General features: G+C 43.7%; 15 protein-coding genes. 8 read left to right on the forward strand and 7 right to left on the reverse strand.

Going from position 1 to position 20,327, the window contains the following annotated elements:
• Nucleotides 1-71: 71 nt before the first annotated feature.
• From AC1DWN_RS07995 to AC1DWN_RS08005, 3 genes are all read right to left on the reverse strand, one after another.
• On the reverse strand, nt 72-1,736 hold the full coding sequence (locus AC1DWN_RS07995) for an extracellular solute-binding protein (RefSeq protein WP_477558373.1): 1,665 nt from the start codon (nt 1,734-1,736) through the stop codon (nt 72-74).
• A gap of 274 nt (nt 1,737-2,010) precedes the next feature.
• Nucleotides 2,011-3,150: a glycerate kinase gene (locus tag AC1DWN_RS08000; protein ID WP_477558374.1), complete on the reverse strand. Its 1,140-nt coding sequence runs from the start codon at nt 3,148-3,150 to the stop codon at nt 2,011-2,013.
• A gap of 152 nt (nt 3,151-3,302) precedes the next feature.
• Entirely contained in the window at nt 3,303-3,713 is a 411-nt protein-coding gene (locus AC1DWN_RS08005; RefSeq protein WP_477558375.1) for a winged helix-turn-helix transcriptional regulator, read from the reverse strand.
• 159 nt (nt 3,714-3,872) lie between these two features.
• On the opposite strand from AC1DWN_RS08005, the gene AC1DWN_RS08010 reads away from it, so the two are divergent.
• The 3 genes from AC1DWN_RS08010 to AC1DWN_RS08020 all read left to right on the forward strand — a co-directional run bounded on the left by AC1DWN_RS08010 (nt 3,873) and on the right by AC1DWN_RS08020 (nt 7,261).
• Nucleotides 3,873-5,078 carry an MFS transporter gene (locus tag AC1DWN_RS08010; protein ID WP_477558376.1) on the forward strand — a complete coding sequence of 402 codons (1,206 nt, stop codon included), beginning with the start codon at nt 3,873-3,875 and terminating at the stop codon, nt 5,076-5,078.
• Nucleotides 5,079-5,139: 61 nt separating this feature from the next.
• Entirely contained in the window at nt 5,140-5,985 is an 846-nt protein-coding gene (locus AC1DWN_RS08015) for an aldo/keto reductase (protein ID WP_477558377.1), read from the forward strand.
• 217 nt (nt 5,986-6,202) lie between these two features.
• Complete coding sequence (locus AC1DWN_RS08020) at nt 6,203-7,261, forward strand: endonuclease/exonuclease/phosphatase family protein (protein WP_477558378.1); 1,059 nt, start codon at nt 6,203-6,205, stop codon at nt 7,259-7,261.
• A gap of 17 nt (nt 7,262-7,278) precedes the next feature.
• On the opposite strand, the gene AC1DWN_RS08025 is transcribed toward AC1DWN_RS08020, so the two are convergent.
• The gene (locus AC1DWN_RS08025; RefSeq protein WP_477558379.1) at nt 7,279-8,085 is read right to left on the reverse strand and encodes a helix-turn-helix domain-containing protein; all 807 of its coding nucleotides are present in this window, start codon (nt 8,083-8,085) and stop codon (nt 7,279-7,281) included.
• Between the two features lie 114 nt (nt 8,086-8,199).
• Between AC1DWN_RS08025 and AC1DWN_RS08030 the strand changes: the two genes are divergently transcribed.
• On the forward strand, nt 8,200-9,408 hold the full coding sequence (locus AC1DWN_RS08030; RefSeq protein WP_477558380.1) for an MFS transporter: 1,209 nt from the start codon (nt 8,200-8,202) through the stop codon (nt 9,406-9,408).
• A gap of 111 nt (nt 9,409-9,519) precedes the next feature.
• Here AC1DWN_RS08030 and AC1DWN_RS08035 read toward each other — a convergent pair whose 3' ends face one another.
• Nucleotides 9,520-10,977: a sulfatase family protein gene (locus tag AC1DWN_RS08035; RefSeq protein WP_477558381.1), complete on the reverse strand. Its 1,458-nt coding sequence runs from the start codon at nt 10,975-10,977 to the stop codon at nt 9,520-9,522.
• Nucleotides 10,978-11,209: 232 nt separating this feature from the next.
• Between AC1DWN_RS08035 and AC1DWN_RS08040 the strand changes: the two genes are divergently transcribed.
• Entirely contained in the window at nt 11,210-11,665 is a 456-nt protein-coding gene (locus tag AC1DWN_RS08040; protein ID WP_477558382.1) for a MarR family winged helix-turn-helix transcriptional regulator, read from the forward strand.
• Nucleotides 11,666-11,748: 83 nt separating this feature from the next.
• Nucleotides 11,749-12,837 (forward strand): saccharopine dehydrogenase family protein, encoded by a 1,089-nt coding sequence (locus AC1DWN_RS08045; RefSeq protein WP_477558383.1) that lies wholly within the window; start codon nt 11,749-11,751, stop codon nt 12,835-12,837.
• A gap of 85 nt (nt 12,838-12,922) precedes the next feature.
• Here AC1DWN_RS08045 and AC1DWN_RS08050 read toward each other — a convergent pair whose 3' ends face one another.
• Nucleotides 12,923-15,940, reverse strand: coding sequence for an alpha-mannosidase (locus AC1DWN_RS08050; RefSeq protein ID WP_477558384.1), 3,018 nt, complete (start codon nt 15,938-15,940; stop codon nt 12,923-12,925).
• Nucleotides 15,941-16,415: 475 nt separating this feature from the next.
• Here AC1DWN_RS08050 and AC1DWN_RS08055 point away from each other — a divergent pair, with 475 nt between their 5' ends.
• Entirely contained in the window at nt 16,416-17,594 is a 1,179-nt protein-coding gene (locus AC1DWN_RS08055; RefSeq protein ID WP_477558385.1) for a GntR family transcriptional regulator, read from the forward strand.
• A gap of 240 nt (nt 17,595-17,834) precedes the next feature.
• Here the strand turns inward: AC1DWN_RS08055 and AC1DWN_RS08060 are convergent, their stop codons facing one another.
• Complete coding sequence (locus tag AC1DWN_RS08060) at nt 17,835-19,184, reverse strand: aminotransferase-like domain-containing protein (protein ID WP_477558386.1); 1,350 nt, start codon at nt 19,182-19,184, stop codon at nt 17,835-17,837.
• Between the two features lie 109 nt (nt 19,185-19,293).
• Here AC1DWN_RS08060 and AC1DWN_RS08065 point away from each other — a divergent pair, with 109 nt between their 5' ends.
• Nucleotides 19,294-20,220 (forward strand): DMT family transporter, encoded by a 927-nt coding sequence (locus AC1DWN_RS08065; RefSeq protein WP_477558387.1) that lies wholly within the window; start codon nt 19,294-19,296, stop codon nt 20,218-20,220.
• The last annotated feature ends 107 nt before the right edge of the window (nt 20,221-20,327 follow it).

Consider the following 20,327-nt stretch of genomic DNA (forward strand, 5'->3'; position numbering starts at 1 on the left):
TTGATCCAATATGGTTAATAAAAAGAGGGATTGATTCATCCAATCCCTCGATTTATCTGCTTTGCGATTATTTATTTATTCGCGAATAACTCATTCACTTCTTTAGTAATTTCATCGCCGCCAAGCTTTTTCCAGTCTTCTACAAATTTATCGAATTCATCAACGGAAACTTGATTCATAATAATTTTGAAGAACACTTCGTCCCGCTTCTTGATCAGAATTTCCTGTCTGTCCACCATTGTTGGTGTTGGCGCGCCATAAAATTTATTTTGCAAATATTGTTTATTCTTCTGAATTGGCGGAACAAGTGAAAACACGCCCTTCGGGCCTGAAATCAAATATTCCCACCACATACTTGTATCTCCGTCAACGTATTTCATTGCACGCTCATACCGCGTTTTATGATCCTTCGTCACCAAAATACTTGTATCCTTGTTTTCAATCGCTTTCGGCAGTACTTCACCGTTGTTGTCCAGTTGTTTACCTACACGAAGAGGACTAAGCAGCCAGTAATTGTTGCCTTTCTCTACAAGGTCTTTACCAAATTCATATACTTTTTGTTCCGCCGTTGGATGATTGTCAACTGCAATCCAATGGTTAAGCAATCTAATGACGCCTTCTGGATGCTTCGCTTTCTTGGAGATGACATAATATTCGTCAACACCCAGTCCGATTTGCGATAAGGCAGGGTTATTATCCACTGTTGGAATCGGGAATGCGCCCCATTCCTGTACAACCTTTCCGTCCTTTACAGCGCCTTTAACGAGCTGAGCTGGTGTCCAAGATGCACCAAATACCATACCAATGCTATTGTCATAGATCAGTTCAGAAGCTTTCTCCACATCTTTAACAGCGAATTCAGGGTCAAGCAATCCTTTTTTGAACATATCCTGCAATGCTGCTAACGCTTCTTTCATTTGCGGCTGAATATCACTGTTAACCAATCCACCCTTGCCATCCTCGATCCAAATATTTTCATACGCATGATAGCTATTGAGGAATGCTCGTAATCCGGTTACACCTGTTTCAATACTAAAAGGGTTTTTGCTCACTGCGAGACCATATGATGTACCTGTACCGCCAGGAGCTTTGGTTTTAAAAGCCTCTGCAATAGCCATAAAATCAGCCATCGTCTTCGGTTCCGGCAAATTCAGCTCCTTCAGCCAGTCCGTACGTATATAAAGGTACTGATAGTTGTACGGGTTGTATGAGCTAGGAATACCCATTAGCTTATTGTCGAACATGGCTGTCTTCATCTGCATGCCGCCATCCATCGTTAGAAACTCCTTCGTTTCATCTGTGGCATTTTTGTCATACACTTCCGTCAGATCCATGATCATATCCGCTTCAGTCAGCTCTTTCAATTGCGTCGCATTAACCAAGAGGAAGTCTGGAAGATCATCAGAAGCGATTGTTATTTTTACTTTTTCTTTGAATTGACTGACATCGGCAATCCACTTGTTCGTAATTTTAACGCCAATGTCTTTCTCGTAAGCGTCATAGACAGCATTCTTTTCAAAGCTCTCGCCTTCATCAAACTTCAAATATTGATCACTTGGTGAAACCGTTGAAACTTCAATCACTTCATTTGTTTGCTCAGCCGTCGGGCTTGGCTGCTTATCTGGCTCTTTCGAGTTATTACCCGTGTTATTACCTGCGTTATTACCGCATGCGGTAATAGCCAAGCAAAGAATCAATGCGACGATCATGAGCACCTTACTATTCTTCTTCTTCATACTACCCCTCCATATTGTCTCAATATAGGCAGCTGCTGCTTTCATTCAGCTTCCCTTCATAGTTCTAGTATAGGAATGACAGCGACCTTCATCCATATACTAGTCTTTACTTTCGTATACACCTCTTGACTCCGCAAGTGCCAGCTTGTACGCAAGCGAGTGTAGATGGCCGATCCTGTCCTCAAAAAAAAGAACCCTAACTTTTCGCCAAAATAGTCGGGATTCTTACTGCAGCTTATTCAATTATAATTTATCTCAGGTTGATTCATTTCTTTCACTCCGAGTCCGTAAGTTTGATGATGCGTAAAATTTGTTCAGCTGCTTCTTCTAGTAAAGGCGCAGTCTGTTTCATTGCTTCTTCGAGCGTCATAGGCCGGTTAACAATACTTAAGACCGCTGTTACTCCATGCGGGTACAGGCTATCGATCCCTTTGCCGATAGATCCTGCCAGTACAATGACGGGCACTCCATGTGCCTGGGCAACTTTGGCTACACCGAATGGCGTTTTGCCATGCGCTGTTTGGAAATCCACCTGTCCTTCTCCGGTAATAACTAGGTCTGCTTCACGAACAGCCGCTTCAAGCTCTGTAACCCGAGTAACGATCGACACCCCTGATTCCAATACGCCGTTCAAGAAAGCAAGAATACCGCCTGACAGGCCGCCTGCTGCTCCTGTACCTGGAAGATCATGAATGGCTATACCTCGTTCACGTTCAATGGCATCTGCGAAATGCTTCAAGTTATTATCCAGCTGTTTAACCATCTCTACTGATGCGCCCTTCTGGGGGCCGAAAACCGCTGAGGCTCCTTTCGTGCCGACAAATGGGTTGTCCACATCACACGCGACAGTAAATCGACTTTCCGCAATACGCGGATCCAGCCTACTTGTTCTAATCATGGCTAGTTTATCTAAGCTTCCGCCGCCATATCCAATCTGATTGCCTTCCGCATCCAGCAAATCCACACCTAAAGCCTGCAGCATGCCGGCTCCTCCGTCATTTGTCGCGCTTCCTCCCACAGCCATAATAAAGTTACGGCAGCCTTGGTCCAGCGCAGCTCTTATCAATTGCCCAACCCCATAGGTCGTCGTAATTAATGGATTTCTTTCCTGACTTTCAATTAGGTATAAGCCTGATGACATCGCCATTTCTATGACGCAGGTCATCCCGTCCCCCAATACTCCAAAACCAGAATCAATAATACGTCCCAACGGGTCCTGAACAGAAGTTTTTACGAACTGCCCTTTTGTTGCATCGATTAGACAGTCCATCGTTCCTTCGCCGCCATCTGCCATCGGAATAACTTTGGTTACGCTTTCAGGTAGAGCTCTATTGATGCCACGCTCAATCGCTAACCCTACTTCCCGAGCAGATAAACTGCCTTTGAATGAATCCGGTGCTATGACAATGTTCATCCTTTGCTTGACTCCTCCCGCTTGTGACGTTGTTTGTAACTCTTATTATAGTGAGCGTTTTCTTATTCAACAATGTACGCCATGCACGAGACAGGCATAAAAATAATCGCGACCCGAGGAGCCCTTACAGCATATCGCCTATCAAATAGAGACTAGTCCACATAGGACACTTCTTGATTATCGACTAGCACGTCCTCTGGCTTATTATTTAAAATATTATCTTCTAGTACAGCAAACTTATCTCCGTATTCTTTAATAATATGCTGTTCTCCCCAATTGCAYAAGGAATCCAATATGGATTTCAAACTCCATCCATATTCGCTGAGCTCATACTCCACTTTGGGAGGTACTTGGTTGTAACTGATCCGATTCACTATGCCATCCTGCTCTAATTCTTTTAATTGCTGTGTCAGCATCTTTTGAGTGATAACGGGCATTACACGTTTCAGCTCGCTTGGTCGTTTCTTGCCATGTGTCAAATGACAAAGGATTACACATTTCCATTTCCCGCCTATAACTTCGAGTGTCGCTTCTACTGAAATATTATATTTTTTCTTGATCATGGCTTAACCCCCCACTTTTTATAGGTACTTTTTAGTGCGTATATAACTTAATAGTACCTATATAACATTAAAGTACGTACTGTTCATTTTTATATGATTAACTCATAATAGCATTTACCGGCCGGCAATACCAACACTAATAAGATAGGAGTCAAACATATGCCACTGGATAAAAAGAGAAGCACGTTAGCACTCCTAGCTCTTGCAATTAGCGCCTTTGCAATTGGGACAACAGAGTTCATCAGTGTAGGGCTGCTTCCCCTTATCTCTGAGGACTTAAATATAGCGGTCACTACATCCGCATTAACCGTTACTTTATATGCTTTAGGAGTAACTTTTGGAGCTCCCGTATTAACGTCCATGACGTCTACTGTTCCGCGAAAAACATTATTATTTTGGATTATGATCGTTTTTATTGTGGGCAACGGGCTTGCCGCAACGGCAAACGGAGTAGTCATGCTGCTGACGGCTCGCGTCATCTCGGCACTCGCGCACGGTGTATTTATGTCGATTGGATCGACCATCGCGGCTGACCTGGTACCCGAAAACCGCAGAGCCAGCGCAATTGCGATTATGTTCTCTGGACTTACTGTGGCTACCGTTACAGGAGTGCCCTTGGGTACGATGATCGGTCAACAGTGGGGCTGGCGTGCAGCCTTTATCGGAATCGTTGTTATCGGCATTATTGCCTTCATAGCTAATATGATTTTAATCCCTTCCGACTTGCGTAGAGGAACTAGAACACCGCTTCGTGATCAGATTAAGCTGGTTACGAATGGACGCTTGCTGCTTGCATTTGCTATTACTGCTATAGGCTACGGGGGCACCTTTGTCGTCTTTACTTATTTATCCCCGTTGCTTCACGATGTAACCGGGTTTAAGGAAAAGACCGTAGCACTCATTCTTCTTATATACGGAATTGCCATAGCTATCGGCAATGTGATTGGGGGGAAAGCGGCTAACCGCAAGCCTGTTTCAGCTTTATTCTATATGTTTGTTTTGCAAGCCATTGTACTTCTTGTCTTAGCGTTCACCATCCCGTTCAAAACGGCAGGCTTAATAACGATTTTCTTTATGGGATTGTTGGCCTTTATGAATGTACCGGGTTTACAAGTATATGTAGTGCTGCTGGCTGAACGTTATGCACCAAAAGCGGTGGACGTAGCCTCTGCAGTCAATATTGCCGCATTTAATGCAGGCATTGCGATTGGGGCATACTTGGGTGGTGTAGTTACTGATTCCATAGGTATTATTCATACAACGTGGGTCGGAGCATTGATGGTGCTGGGAGCCGTATTCTTAACCAGTTGGGCACGTGCTTTGGAAAGAAAAGACGAGGCAAAGCTCAAGAGCAGCCTTACGTAACACAGTACTTTAACCTAATATATTTTAAATATAACCAATACAATTTCAGGAGGATTTTCTTATGACAGCAAAAAACTTGCAAGATACAACAACACTACACAACGGTATTCAAATGCCTTGGTTTGGACTCGGCGTATTTCAAGTAGAAGAAGGAGCTGAATTAGTTAGTGCTGTAAAATCAGCTATAAAGCATGGCTACCGCAGCATCGACACTGCAGCCATTTATGAGAATGAATCAGGTGTTGGACAAGGAATTAAGGAAGCCCTTATGGAGAACAATATACCAAGGGAACAGCTATTTGTTACTTCAAAAGTATGGAATGCTGATTTGGGGTACGAATCTACACTGACTGCCTACGAGACAAGCTTAAATAAGCTAGGCCTCGAATATCTTGATTTATACCTGATCCATTGGCCTGTAGAAGGTAAGTTCAAAGAGGCGTGGAGAGCTTTGGAAACACTATATAATGAAGGCCGCGTTAAGGCTATTGGAGTAAGTAATTTCCAAATCCATCACATGGAAGAATTAATGAAGGACGCTGTCGTTAAACCGATGGTGAACCAAGTGGAGCTCCATCCACAATTAACGCAACACGAATTGGTCGATTATTGCAAGGAACAGGGCATCCAAATGGAAGCTTGGTCTCCATTAATGCAAGGTCAGCTGCTAGATCATCCTGTCTTGAAAGAAATCGCAGATCAGCATGGCAAATCGATTGCCCAAGTTATTTTGCGTTGGGACTTGCAGCGTGGAATTGTTACGATCCCAAAATCTACAAAAGAGTACCGAATTATAGAAAACGCGGCTATATTTGATTTTGAGCTATCCAATGAGGATGTAGCTCGAATCAATGGTTTGAATCAAAATCTTCGAGTGGGTCCAGACCCGGACAACTTCGACTTTTAATAGGATAGAGACGACGGCGCCATTTCCTTCAGCTATGAAGGGGATGGTGCCTCTTTTTTTGTCGTTCAACGTCAACCTCGCTCGAGGGGCTGTAATCAGATAGTCCCCTCCAAACATATGCTTCAATATATTGCCTTTCTATGTTTAACTTAGAATACCGTACGAATAGACTGCTTGCTCTCAGTTCTATCACCTCATGAAAAGGAGTTCATGAATAATGGAAAAAACAAGAAAAATAATAGGCGTCATCCTACTGGTCGCTGTACTGATTGTCGGCGGCTTCTTGCTGTATATTTCGGTAACGGATTATAAACCGGCAGACGTTATTTCGCTTTCTGTAGCGGATAACAAGGAGCTTGTTTTAAAGCAAGCAGAGCCTTTCACCGTTACGACCTTTAATATTGGCTACGCTGGACTAGATAAACAGCAGGATTTCTTCATGGATGGGGGAACGATGTCTCGTTCAAGCAGCGAGAAACAAACGAAGGCTAACCTTGATGCTATTACGTCATTTATGACGGATACGAGCTCAGACATCTATATTTTGCAGGAAGTAGATTTAAAATCTTCACGAAGCTTTAAAATCGATCAAGTCGATTATATTTCCGAGCAATTGCCTAGCTACAGCTATACCTTTACCCTCAATTACAAGGTCCCTTGGGTTCCTGTTCCTGTTCTTGATCCCATGGGCTCCGTGCGCAGCGGACTGTTAACCTTATCTAAATTTCAGAGTACGCAGGCACAAAGATTCGACCTGCCAGGCAAAGAAAGCTGGCCGCGGCAGCAGCTGGATCTCGACCGTGCTTTCATTGAAACTCGAATACCCGTTGATAACGGCAAAGAGCTTGTTCTCATTAATCTTCACTTGTCTGCCTTTGATAAGGGCGGTAATATTCGCAAACAGCAGCTGAAGTATTTGTCCGACTATATTCAGAAAGAGAATAATAAGAGCAGCTACATCATCATTGGTGGCGATTGGAACCATTCCTTGCCTGGCACTGATCCTAATATTTTCCCTACTACTCAAGCCTACCCTGAATGGCTGCAGCCATTTCCGGATCAATTTACACCGGAAGGCTTTCAATGGGTCGTAGACAAGGATGCCGCTTCTGTTCGCACGGTCGATGTGGCGTTTACGCAAGGCGTTAACTTTCAAGCTATCATTGATGGCTTTTTAATTTCACCTAACATTAAGTTGAATGCCGTACAAGGCAATAAATTAGCCTATGAGCATAGCGATCATAATCCGGTAACAGCTCAGTTTTCTCTAGAGTAGAATGTAAATACACCCAATTAGTTGCAGGAGTTGCGGAACTGCTCTGGCGTAGTACCGACAGCTTTTACAAATGTTCTATAAAATTGACTGACGCTTGAAAAACCGAGACCAAGGCTGATATCTGTAACAGACATACCCGTTCTTTGCAGCTTCAGCCTAGCCTCGTCCATCCGCAGCCTGAGTACGTATTGATAAGGAGTCACACCAATTGCTGCTTTAAAAGAACGAATAAAGTGATAACGACTTTGCAGTGCAATAGAAGCAAGCGTCTCGATTTCGATATCATTTGTATAATGAGCATGCATATAATCCAGAACCTTGCCCATAAATTGGTCTGTGCCGAGCACGATGGTTCGTGTATCAGAATTGCTATTGTTTTTGTGGTTTCCGGACAATGCCCCATATAAATAGTGAAGTACCTGCGACTCCAGCTCTTCTTGAGCTAAACGGTCCGCAGGATCATATGCCAACAGAATACTCATCCATTTGCGAAACTTTTCATTAAGAAAAGAAGGATCGAACTGCTGACGCAGAGCAAATTCAAGCTCTTCGTGCTTCGTGAGCTCCTTCAAACTGTTCTGGCTGACCTTAAAGATAAGTACGCTGGACTGCGCACCAATCTCGAAAAAGTGCTGGGCCTGAGGGTGCTGTACAAGCGCGTGCCCATCCACCAGACTATAGCTTTTATTCTCCTGCGTTATCTGGCATGAGCCATGCAACGGAATGGTAATTTGAAAATCTTGCTCATGAAAATGAGGGAGATTAATAAACTCCCCGTCTATTCGCCAGACTTCTAGCTTTGGCGTTGAGATTTGAACGATCATATGCTTTCACCCACTTTTATTATAGCAAAACTTGCGCTCTAACCAAGCAATAATCGCGAAGACAATTTACTATTTGCTTCGCTACAATGGGAAGAAAAAGAAAAGGTGATATTTTTGTCACAGACCGCAATAGCCGGAACGCCCAAACAAGCTGCTAACGTGATGCTGGTTGGGGTTAGTGTAGCGCATTTACTAAATGATGCGATGCAGACCGTTGTTCCTGCCGTATTCCCAATCTTCCAGAAATCGATGCAGCTCAGCTTCGCCCAGATCGGTTGGATTGCGTTTACGCTCAACATAACCGCATCAGTACTGCAACCGCTTATCGGGATCTACACGGATCGCAAGCCAATGCCTATTTTATTGCCACTTGGCATGCTATTCAGTCTGCTAGGCATGGTTGGTCTTGCCTTCGCCCCTAACTTACTAATGCTGATCCTATCTGCTGCCTTTGTCGGTGTCGGCTCCTCCGTCCTGCATCCCGAGTCTTCTCGCGTAGCGCATCTTGCAGCCGGTAAAGGCAAAGGGTTGGCGCAATCTATCTTTCAAGTCGGTGGGAATACCGGTCAAGCACTTGCCCCGCTAATGGTGGCTTTTATTCTTACACCACTTGGGCAGCTTGGATTTCTATGGTTTACCTTGCTGGCCGTTGCTGGCTTCATCATTCAATGGTATGTAAGCAGATGGTACGCTGATCAGAACCGTTTATTGAAAAAACAGGAGAGTCGTAGAGCTACAAATGTTGAACGTACATTGCCCAAGGGCTTTGTCTTCTTAGTAATAAGCACCTTACTCGTTTTGCTCTTTTCTAAGTTTGTTTATTTGGCAAGTATGACCGGGTATTACTCCTTTTATTTCATGGAGCGTTATGGGCTGCCACTGGAGAAAGCTCAGATTTCCCTATTTGCTCTACAGTTCGCGGGAATGGTCGGTACTATGCTCGGAGGCCCGTTAGCCGATCGGTTTGGAAGAAAAAAAATCATTTGGTTTTCGATTCTTGGGACCGCACCGTTTTCCATATTGCTGCCTTACGCTAGTCCAGTTGGGTCCATCTTGTTATGCTTAGCGGTCGGAGCCATTCTGATGTCAGGCTTTTCCGTCATTATTGTGTACGCCCAGGAAATGCTTCCTGGCAAAGTAGGAACGATTTCCGGTTTGTTCTTCGGGTTTTCCTTTGGTATGGCTGGACTGGGATCAGTTGTGCTTGGATCGTTGATAGACCAGACCAACGTTGCTTTTGTCATTCAAATTTGTGCCTATCTGCCTCTGCTCGGTTTATTTGCATTCCTGCTGCCGAAGGATGCCAAGTTAATGGGTCAATAAGAATGAATGGTCAACCATTCCGTCCTACATAGCAAACAAAGAGGTTATTACATGACCATGAGCCATGTAATAACCTCTTTATCGTTCCATTCTTCTCTATAATCTTTCACCTTACCAATTCGTTCTACGTTCCGGCAGCGGATCTTGATCTTGAATCAAACGCTGAACAACTATCTCCATCAACTGCTGCTTTACTTCTACAAACGCAGGCTCGAAGAAGAGATTACAGCTTTCCGCCGGATCGTCTTGCAGATCAAACAGCTCACCGTAGGCTTCTCGGGCAAATACGATTAGCTTATAACGTGCTGTTCGCAAGCATTTGGCATGAACGTCGCGATCATGCGCATCGTATGCGATCATAGCCGACTCGCGAGCGAGCGGTTTCAAGCCCTGGATAACCTCTAATTGTGATACTCCCTGCACACCGTATGACCGTTCCTTACCGATTGCATCCAGCAGCGTTGGAACGATATCTACATGCTCCATGAGTGCATCTGTTCGTTTACCTTTTGCAATCCCTGGGCCACGAACAATCATCGGAATTCGAGTAAGTCCCTCATAAAAAAATGGACCCTTGTACATCAATCCGTGATCGCCGAGCAATTCCCCATGATCGCTCGTAAATACGACAAGCACATTGTCATAGATGTCTTTCCGCTTCCAAGCATCCATAATACGGCCGATTTGTTCATCAATGAAAGTAATCATGGCATAATAATTACGAGTTAGTCGAGTCAGATGAGCCTCACTTAAAGCGTGTGCTTCTCCTCCGCCTGGCCAATAACCACGTTCGCCTTGTCTAAGCAAATGCTCTGGTCGAAGCAGCGGCTCGTTTTGATTAGCAGACGGAACTACAATTCCTTCTCTATCCGCATAAAGATCGCTATATACCTTTGGCGGGTTAAACGGATGATGCGGGTCTACAAAGCTGGTCCATAGAAACAGCGGCTGATCACCTTCATGGCCTTGGATGGCTTCAATACTTTTCTCGGCCATCCAATAGGTCTGGTGCAGCTCTGCAGGTATGTCACTCTCCCACACGTCTCCTACAGCATCCTTCGTTCGGAATCGATCACGATCGAAGCGGTCAGCCGCAGCGGAGTCGCGTTCACGCAGCCATTCCAAATATTCACCCACCATATTATCTTCAGAAATATGATGCTCGTCAAAACCATAATAAGTGCCGTCTACCTCTCTGCCGCGATCCCTGAAAGCAACTTCTTCCGCCTCATTAGAAAAATTGGTTTTGCATTGTGGCCGAAAGTGCATCTTGCCAACGCCCACTGTGCGATAGCCCAGCGGTTTTAAATGATCACATAAAGTGACCTCTTTTTCATCCAAAGATACGCCAATATTCCATGCTCCATGGACATGCGGGTACCTGCCTGTAAATATCGAAGCACGTGACGGTGTACATACCGGACTAGCACAATAGGCTTTAGTAAATACCGTACCCTCTGCCGCAAGCGCGTCAAGTACAGGTGTTAGCACAGCTTTATTCTCGAAACCCATAGCATCCGCACGCATCTGATCTGTTGTAATCATCCATATATGTGTTTTCGGTGTCATGCTCTAATGCACCTCCCTATTTCTGCTGCCAATTCCATACATCTCCCCTACACTAACCTTGAATGATCCTTCGTGCTCGACATCATCATATACGGAAAACGTTACCAATTCATACGACTATTGTATCATCCTCTTGTCCGTAGTTCCGMAAAAAAAAAGCGACCCGTTAAGGTCGCTCGTTATCAATGCCTATTACTTGACAGCAATTAAGTTTAGAAACTATACTAAATGCATGGAAAATAATAATAACACGCAATCAAACGAAAATAATGCTGGAAGCCGAAACTTCGGTCGCTTGATCATGCAGCTTCGGAGACTAGAAAGACAGCCCCATACCTTTGGCAGCGCAGGACCGCTTACCCCCAGTGAAATTCATACGATTGAGGCTATCGGCTCTGATGGGGCTGTTCTTATGAGCGAGCTCGCAGAGCGTCTTGGTATTACAAAAGGTGCAGTAACACAGCTTATCACGCGATTGGATGCGAAGGAGCTTGTCATACGCTCACCCCATCCCACCGATTCGAGAGCAGCCTTGATTTCACTTACCGAAAAAGGAAAGGACGCAAATGAGGCACATGAAGAGGTGCATCACCAGTTTTATGATCAGCTTCGTACGCAATTAAGTGAACAGGAAATTAATGTTTTCGAGACTTGTATAGAAAAATTAAACAACATGTTACGAAAATAATTTTTTTTGAATATTTAGTTTAGTAACTATACTATTAGGATGTAATAGAAGCAATCCACATTATAGAATGGGGTGAAGTCGATATGAGAAACCACATCATTGTTATTGGCGGCTATGGTCATGTGGGCCAAATGATTTGCAGAGAACTAAGTGAGCTATATCCAGGGAAGGTTTTTGCTGCGGGAAGAAGCCTTGAACGAGCCGAACTATTCAGCCAGACCACGGGTGGAAAGGTTCGGGCCTTACAGCTCGACATCAATGAACCGATCAATACGGAGGTTTTGGATCAGGTTAAGTTGGTTATTATGTGCCTGGATCCAACGGATACCCGCTTCGTTCGTGCTTGTATAGAGAAAGGAATTCATTATGTCGATATATCCGCAAATGGTTCCTTCCTTTCTCAGGTGGAGCAATTGCATAACGAAGCTTTAGCCGGCCATGCAACTGCAGTATTGAGCGTCGGTCTTGCTCCAGGAATGACAAACTTAGTGGCTCAATACGCCACACGTCTCATGGACCAGACCGATGAAATCGATATATCCATCATGCTAGGACTAGGTGATCAACATGGCAAAGCCGCAATCGAATGGACAATTGATAACTTAAGCACACAATATGAAGTCGTTAAGGATGGGCGTATGTTTTCAGTTGGAAGCTTCAAGGACGGTAAAAAGACCGATTTCGGGGCAGGTTTAGGACGCAAAAAAGCATATCGATTCAATTTTTCAGATCAGCATGTACTTCCTCTAACCCTTGGTGTGCCGTCCGTATCTACACGCCTTTGTTTTGATTCTGCACCAGTAACCCAATTACTCGCCTCGTTAAGAGCAACGGGTGTATTTCATTTATTGAAATTTAAGCCTATTCGCAATACTGTCGTTCAACTGTTTAGCAGGATGCGTCTGGGAACCGAGATGTTTGCCGTCAAAATAGATGCACGGGGGAAAACAAATCATGAGAATAGGCTGGTAGAATGCTTCTTCCAAGGGAAAAACGAAGCGGCTATGACCGCCAAGATTGCCTCTGCCGTAGCAAATCATGTTTACCGTACCTCATATTCTCATGGTGTGTATCATATAGACCAGTTATTTGATTTAGAGACCCTATTGCCCACTCTACATTCAAGGGTTTCTATTGAGACGAAAGTGAATGGAAATCTCATCACTCCGTAGGTTCCGTTAAAAAAGAAGAAGGCCCAGATAGGCCTTCCCCAAATGTTCTCTCATGATCTGCCGTTATTGTTGATTAACTTGTTGATTAACTAACCTTCAACGTTTTGATTTCAAATGCCGTAAACGTAAGTGGAATCGGCTGACCCTGTTCCACTGTCATATTTTGAATGGATTCCTCCATTAAATCAGTCTCTTCAACGCATTTATATGGAATTCCAAGATGAAGTCCTGCTTTGGTCCTTCCACCCAACGTTTCATACAAGCGAATAATCCAGCCGCTTCCGTCTTCTGCTTTCTTAACCGCTTCAATCATGATGCCCGGGTGATCTATCTCCATGAATGAACGATAGTCAGTCGTTGATTCGGCCGATGCAGATTTCTCCACAACATGAGCCTGCAACGGAACGTTAAATTCGTAGCCCGCTTTATACACTTCTGCCTTCAAGAAGTCATTTTCATGAGGCATTAGCGCGTAGGAGAACTCATGTGTTCCGCGATCTGCTTCTGGATCAGGATATTTCGGACTGCGCAGCAGGTTAATATCAAGCTCACTTCCACAAGCACGGAAACCATATTTGGAGTCATTCAACAACGCTACCCCGTATTGTGACTCCGATAGGTCAATCCAGTGATGTGCACAAATTTCGTCACGCACATGGTCCCAAGACGTATTTCGATGTGTCGGACGCTTTAAGTAACCGAACTGAATTTCACAGTTCACTTCATCGGTCACCAAATCGAGAGGGAATGCAGCTCTTAGCATGGTATCTTCCTCATACCAATCTACCTTCGTCMGGAACTCAACTCGGCGGCTGCCTTCAGCAAGCACGACTTGTTGAACAAGCTTCGATGCACCGAACACATAGGTCTGTTCGACAATGGATTCCGGCCCATTTACATAGGCACGAGCTTCCTGTAACACCAACGATACGGACGGTCTCTCGCGATAATCGACAGGGAAATCCCAAGCATCCCCACCCTTATCATCATATAGCACAAGCTTATTCGCTGCTGCGCCAGTCGGAATGAGTTCACGTTCTGCCACCTTATCATAGATGGAGGAAATCGTTCCGTCTGCTTGAAATTGAACACGCAGCACTTGATTCTCCAGTGCTTGCTCCGTTACTGCAGCATAAGCAGCTGTCGTATCTACATCCCCTAACCCTTCATTGAGCACAGTGTAGCCCATCGAAGGAACGGTAACGTTGCGCCACTTTCCTTCAACTAAAATCCACTCTTTACGTTCCCAAGGCAGCGAATTAAATACGACTACGTCAGCACCCTCTTGGCTTGTACCCAATTGATTCGCAAGCCCGGCATAACGCTCACGGGTCAACTCCTGGGTACGGGCAATCAACACTTCGTAACGTGCCACTGATTCATCATAAACACGTTTAATGGAGGAACCCGGTAAAATATCATGGAATTGATATAACAGAACTTCCTTCCAAATCTCATCAAGCTCCGTTCTAGGGTACGAAATTCCGCAATGAATTTCAGCGAGAACAGCTGCGAATTCCAGCTCTCGGAGCGCTTTTTCCATAAGGCGATTGTATTTCTTGTTTTTCCCCTGTGTCGTTAACGTTCCTTGATGCTTCTCAAGATAGAGCTCGCCGCGCCAAGTTTTGTACAATTCGTTCCGCTCGTTCAATTTATCAAGGAAGTCAATCGACGGCTCTTGGACAACAGGAGGTAAGCCAAGCAGATTTTTTTCACGAGCGATACGCTCCAAATGCTCTTCCCCTGGACCGCCTCCGCCGTCACCAATTCCAAACAGCATAAGTGCTCGATCCGATACGGATGAATCATAATATTCTTGCTCAATTTTAACGAGAGAACGTGGAGCACCTGCTGAATTATACGTATCCTCAGGAGGCAAGTGCGTTAACACTTGGCTGCCATCAATCCCTTCCCACATGAAAGTATGATGCGGGTAATCGTTGACCGTATTCCATGACAGCTTCTGCGTCACCATGTAATCGATTCCTGATTTTTTCAAAATCTGTGGCAAAGCTGCTGTATATCCAAAAATATCAGGTACCCACAACATGCGAACACGTTTGCCAAACTCCTGCTCATAGAACTGTTGTCCATATAACACTTGGCGCACAARCGCTTCGCCGCCTGACACATTAGAGTCGGGCTCTACCCACATCGCACCTTGCAGCTCCCAGCGTCCTTCAGCAATCCGCAGTTTAATTTTGTCGTATAGCTTTGGATAATGCTCTTTCATCCATAGATAGAGTTGGGGCTGGCTAGCTCCGAATATGTAATCCGGATACAGCTCCATGTTTTTTAATACGGTTGAAAAAGTACGAGCACCTTTACGAATCGTTTCCCGAATTGGCCATAACCAAGCGAGGTCCATATGCGCGTGTCCAATCGCACTAATGGTCAAGGTTGGGTCGCCGCCGCGTTTTGCCAATTCTGGCGCTAAACGCTCACGCGCTTGGATCGTATGCATTTCATCGAAGACATTCATCTGTAAAGACACATCATACAAAGCTTGCATGATTTGAGCTCTCCGCGAAGAATTAGCCGGTAAATGCATGGCAAGCTCCAGCAGGACCTCATAGTCATAGAATAGCTGACGCATTTCTTCATTACAGATTGCGATATCCGCCTCTTTCAAAGTGCCGCTGCGGTACATTCCGAATAAATCATTACATCCCGCATCCGCCCACACATCAATGACCTCGTTGCCGATTGCAGCTGCTGCTATGTTCACAACACGCTTTCCTGGCAAACCATGTGATGTATCAAATTCAGAGTTAATATTCGTAAGCCCTTGCTCCGGCGTTCCTTCCGTGTCMACCAAACATAACTCACCATTAACATCAATGAGCAAAACGACTTTACTTCCTGCAGCTTCAGCAGGTACTTTTCCTTCAAAATGGAACCACGCACAGCCCCACAGGTCTGCCCATTTATCTCCTGGCTTAATCTCTTTAAGATGAGCACCCGATAATCGTTCTGTATATATAACAGGCTCTTCAGTTACATAAGCTTCAACAGCTAAAGCCGCTACCTTTGTGTAAATCTTAGATTCAATCTTCCGTTTGAATTCCGCTAATCGGTCTGGGTTAATTGCTGTATAGGGCATTATTATTCCTCCTCAGAGTATTATGCATATTAATCATATATCAAATATATCATTTATTCATTTTTATTGTAAATAAGAAATTGTAAATCGGCTCAATCTCAAAATGAGTTCTTATTTACATGAGGCCGTATGCGGACGGTGCAGGGCATCCTTTACCATCTTTCTACTTCAGTGCACGTAAAGGGATATATGGGCGATTAGAATGGATATTGTACATTCAAACTGCTTATTTTTCACGTTTCAATGTGTTTGAATGGAAAAGATACAATCAAATAACAAACTAGAAGCTCTTTATCTGCGTAACAGGTGATTAGCTTGGATGAAATACAGTCTGGGACAAATACAGCGTTTTTGAATTGGATTTGATTGTATAAAATACAGTCAAATCCAATTCGAGCGATCAAACATTGATGAATATGCTATATTTGATATATAATACAGACTAGTATTTACTATTCGAACGGAGGGCAGTCTGATGAAGAACGATCGACAACCACTATATATGCAAATCAAAGATCATTTCAAACAACTGATCTCCTCGGGTACCTTATCGGTTGATGATAGGCTTCCTGCCGAGAAGGACTTAATCAAGCAATTTGATGTGAGTCGCATTACCGTTGCTAACGCTCTAGCTCAACTGGCCAAAGAAGGCTGGATCTATCGCATTCCCGGACGAGGCAGCTTCGTTAATAAAGAGGCCCTTCAGCTCATTCAAGAACAACATAAAACGTCAACATATGACGACAATAATAAAGCACATTTAACTGCTTCAACATCTCAGCGTAAAATGATTGGTTTCCTCATCCCCAATATAACGGATTTCTTCGCGATTCGCTTACTGCAAGGGATACAACAAGTCTTAGACGGTACAGATTACTATCTTGCCATCCAATTCACACATAATAGAAAGCATCTGGAAAAAGAAGCTTTACTGGACTTTATCCAGAAAGGGGCCGTAGGACTCATTATCTTCCCCGTTGACGCCGAGAATTATAATGAAGAAATTTTAGCTTTAAAGTTAAAGCATTTCCCATTTGTACTAGTAGATCGTTACTTTCCTGGCGTGGAAACAGACTATGTTTCATCCGATGGTGCTCTAGGCGTAAAGCTCGCCATTGATCATTTGTGGGATCTCGGACATCGTAAGATTGCTATTTGTTCAGACTCTCCGATGCCAACCTTGACCGTTGAGGATCGGCTCGCCGGCTATATGGAATCAATGAAACAAAAAGGCGCACTTATCGATCCTGCACTTATGCTGACTGAGTTCGATGTAAACTATAACAGTAATGATGAAGAGCAGCCTTTATATCGCTACATCAAGAACGGAATGGCTACCGCATTTATCACACTTAACGCTAGACTAGGGCTGCATATTGCCTCCATTGCCAGAAAATTGAACATTCGGGTTTCAGAGGACCTCTCTATCGTCACCTTCGATGACCCATCGCCCGACTTTGATGAATTAGGCACTTTCTCTTTTGTCTCTCAGGGTGAAGAAGACATGGGCAAGACAGCGGCGAAAATTCTATTAGATTCACTCAATAATCCAACGGCTTCACAGCCTTCCTATCAGAAAATCATTCTTAAACCGGAGCTTGTCATCAGACACTCGACAGGCCCGATCCTAAGAGAAGTAAACACTCCTATTTAATCAATAGTAATCGACTTGCTGATAAACGATAAAAGGCACCCGAAAGGTTAATGTAACCCTTCGGATGCCTTAGTATTTTACTTTGCAAAAGCTGATGCAAATTAAATAAATCAGCTTTTTTAATATACTCAGTCTTAGTTGCAGTGCTCCTCAACTTTAACTTCCCGCTCTGAATCCCACTATCATAAAGTTCTTTCGATTCCCCATAAATTCACCATTATATTCCAATCGATATACCCATTACGATATGCTGGCTTTAATAGCTTCAGCAAGCTTTTCCATTCCCGCGCCAATCTGTTCTACAGAGATATGGGATACGTTCAACTTAATGATCTTCTTTCGAGGAAACGCTGTTAGATAATGTCGATCAGCCGTTTCAATTACCACGTTTCTTTTCTTAGCTTGTAATATCAGCTGGTTCATATTTACCCGCTTGTCCAGCACAATATGGGTATGCATACACTCTGTCGGTTGGGTGAGAGAAACAACACCTGACAGCGCTCCTCCCATATATTGTTGCAATGAATCATTCAAGGCTTGAGAGCGCTTGATATAAGGCGTTTGAATTTTATAGGAGTGATGATCGAACATACCGCTTTTTATATATATTTCTAGTGCAGCCTGCGAAATCATGGAGCTATCAATATCAATATATTTCTTAAACTGGTGAAACGCTTGTGATAGCGCTGGTGGAACTACCGCAATACCTATTCGCAGACCAGGGAACATAATTTTAGAATAGCTTTTCAAATAAATGACCCGCTCATGTCTGTCATAGGCATAGAGCGGGTCTGATTTGGTATTCTGGTCAAAATCCGCCAAATAATCATCCTCAACGATATAAACATCATATTTCTCCGCAAGCTTCAATATCTCTTTCTTGTCCTCTTTCGAATAAGACGTTCCAAGTGGGTTGTGAAAGCGCGGCATCGTATAAAAAAACTTAATGTCCTCCTGCTGAAAAATCTGCTCCAGCCTGTTCAAGTTAATACCTTGAGCTGTTCGCTCGATACCCATTGCTGCGCGTTCATATTGATTGATATATTCGATTAGAAGATGGTAGCCGGGCTGCTCAACCAGTATCTTCTCCTTCCCATTGGGAAAAGGAATCGACTGTAAAATAAACAGCGCCTGTTGTACACCGGATGTAACGATAATATGTTCTTCCTTCGCAAAGACTTGATCATCTTCCAGCTGTCGTTGAACAACTTTAACTAGAGATGGCAAGCCTCTTGACGTACCATAAATAAACAGATCCTGCTGATAGGAATCGATAGCTTTTCGAATACAGTGTTGAAAGTCAGCATACGGGAACTCATTCCAATCGGGAGCGGCATTCACAAAATCATACACGCCTTCCTTATCGGATATAGGTTTAAATGATTTCTTAAGTACATAGTGACCACTGCGTGGGACAGAGTAAATGACTTGCCTTTTCTCAAGCTCCTGAAGTGCCTGAATTACTGTGCTTTTATTGCAGTGATACTGCATACATAACGCACGTATTGATGGAAGTTTCTCGCCTTCCTTATATGCTGCGGTTTTGATCGCTTGCTCCAAATCATGCGATATTTCAATGAATTTATACATGTCCCTCACCCTTTTGTACCGGTACAGTTGTTGTTTATTCCGATTGTATCATTTTGCTGCGGCGATTACGATAACGATACATTCAAACGACAACAATGGAGGGTTTACGATGTCAACATTACAAAAAGGATATACCGCAGCTCTGCTATATTCGATCATTATTGGGTTTTCATTTCTATTTGTTAAAATAGCTCTGACCAATGCCAGTCCTATCGATACTTTAGCTCATCGATTCACGCTATCTTTACTTGTAGCCTCAATCCCGCTCGTGATGAAAAAAATCAAATTTACAATAAAGTGGAAGGACTTACTTTCCATATTGCCACTTGCTCTCCTTTATCCGACAAGCTTTTTTGCCTTTCAAGCTTTCGGACTCACTTTTTCTTCTTCCTCGGAGGCAGGGATCATTCAGTCCACTATTCCTGTTTTCACTTTAGTATTAGCAGCGTTTCTGTTAGGCGAAACTTCAACCCTGCAGCAAAAACTAGCTACCTTATTATCAACAGCCGGAGTTGTTTATATTTTTGCAATGAAAGGCTTTAATCTGTCCAGTTCAAGTTTTCAAGGCTCCATCCTTATACTTCTCTCGGCTCTCGCAGCCGCCAGCTATAATGTGCTAGCTAGAAAACTGACTAAGAAGTATTCCTTGTATGACCTCACCTATGTCATGCTTCTAATCGGTTTTATTGCGTTTAATTCTACAGCGCTCATCCAACATCAAGCAGCAAATACTTTAACCCTTTATTTTCAACCCTTTACCAGCTCAAGCTTTTTGCTATCCATAATTTATTTAGGGGTTCTCTCGTCTCTTGGTACAGCCCTGCTATCTAATTATGCTTTATCCGTTATGAAGGCCTCACAAATGAGCGTATTTAGCAACTTAGCCACTTTAATGACTATTGCTGCCGGTGTGTTATTTTTGAATGAACAGCTTCGTTATTATCATATTATTGGTGCCATTATGATTATTGGAGGCGTTATTGGCACCCATATTCATTTCAAGAAATCCAAACAAGCTATACAAATAGAAAGGTAATTTATCAGAGGAAATGATTGCATAAAGTGTGTCGAGGCTGCATTCCGCGATGTCCTAAATCGCTAACACACCTTGTGCACTTCATTTCCCCTTTATATCCTTAGGTC

This window comes from Paenibacillus sp. P4_A7 (assembly GCF_056402455.1).

What these genes read in the sequence shown, in the direction of transcription:
- AC1DWN_RS08025 (WP_477558379.1), bottom strand. Translation starts at nt 8,085, where the DNA reads ATGATCGTTCAAATCTCAACGCCAAAGCTAGAAGTCTGGCGAATAGAC.
- AC1DWN_RS07995 (WP_477558373.1), bottom strand. Translation starts at nt 1,736, where the DNA reads ATGAAGAAGAAGAATAGTAAGGTGCTCATGATCGTCGCATTGATTCTT.
- AC1DWN_RS08000 (WP_477558374.1), bottom strand. Translation starts at nt 3,150, where the DNA reads ATGAACATTGTCATAGCACCGGATTCATTCAAAGGCAGTTTATCTGCT.
- AC1DWN_RS08035 (WP_477558381.1), bottom strand. Translation starts at nt 10,977, where the DNA reads ATGACACCGAAAACACATATATGGATGATTACAACAGATCAGATGCGT.
- AC1DWN_RS08010 (WP_477558376.1), top strand. Translation starts at nt 3,873, where the DNA reads ATGCCACTGGATAAAAAGAGAAGCACGTTAGCACTCCTAGCTCTTGCA.
- AC1DWN_RS08045 (WP_477558383.1), top strand. Translation starts at nt 11,749, where the DNA reads ATGAGAAACCACATCATTGTTATTGGCGGCTATGGTCATGTGGGCCAA.
- AC1DWN_RS08065 (WP_477558387.1), top strand. Translation starts at nt 19,294, where the DNA reads ATGTCAACATTACAAAAAGGATATACCGCAGCTCTGCTATATTCGATC.
- AC1DWN_RS08060 (WP_477558386.1), bottom strand. Translation starts at nt 19,184, where the DNA reads ATGTATAAATTCATTGAAATATCGCATGATTTGGAGCAAGCGATCAAA.
- AC1DWN_RS08055 (WP_477558385.1), top strand. Translation starts at nt 16,416, where the DNA reads ATGAAGAACGATCGACAACCACTATATATGCAAATCAAAGATCATTTC.
- AC1DWN_RS08020 (WP_477558378.1), top strand. Translation starts at nt 6,203, where the DNA reads ATGGAAAAAACAAGAAAAATAATAGGCGTCATCCTACTGGTCGCTGTA.
- AC1DWN_RS08015 (WP_477558377.1), top strand. Translation starts at nt 5,140, where the DNA reads ATGACAGCAAAAAACTTGCAAGATACAACAACACTACACAACGGTATT.
- AC1DWN_RS08040 (WP_477558382.1), top strand. Translation starts at nt 11,210, where the DNA reads ATGGAAAATAATAATAACACGCAATCAAACGAAAATAATGCTGGAAGC.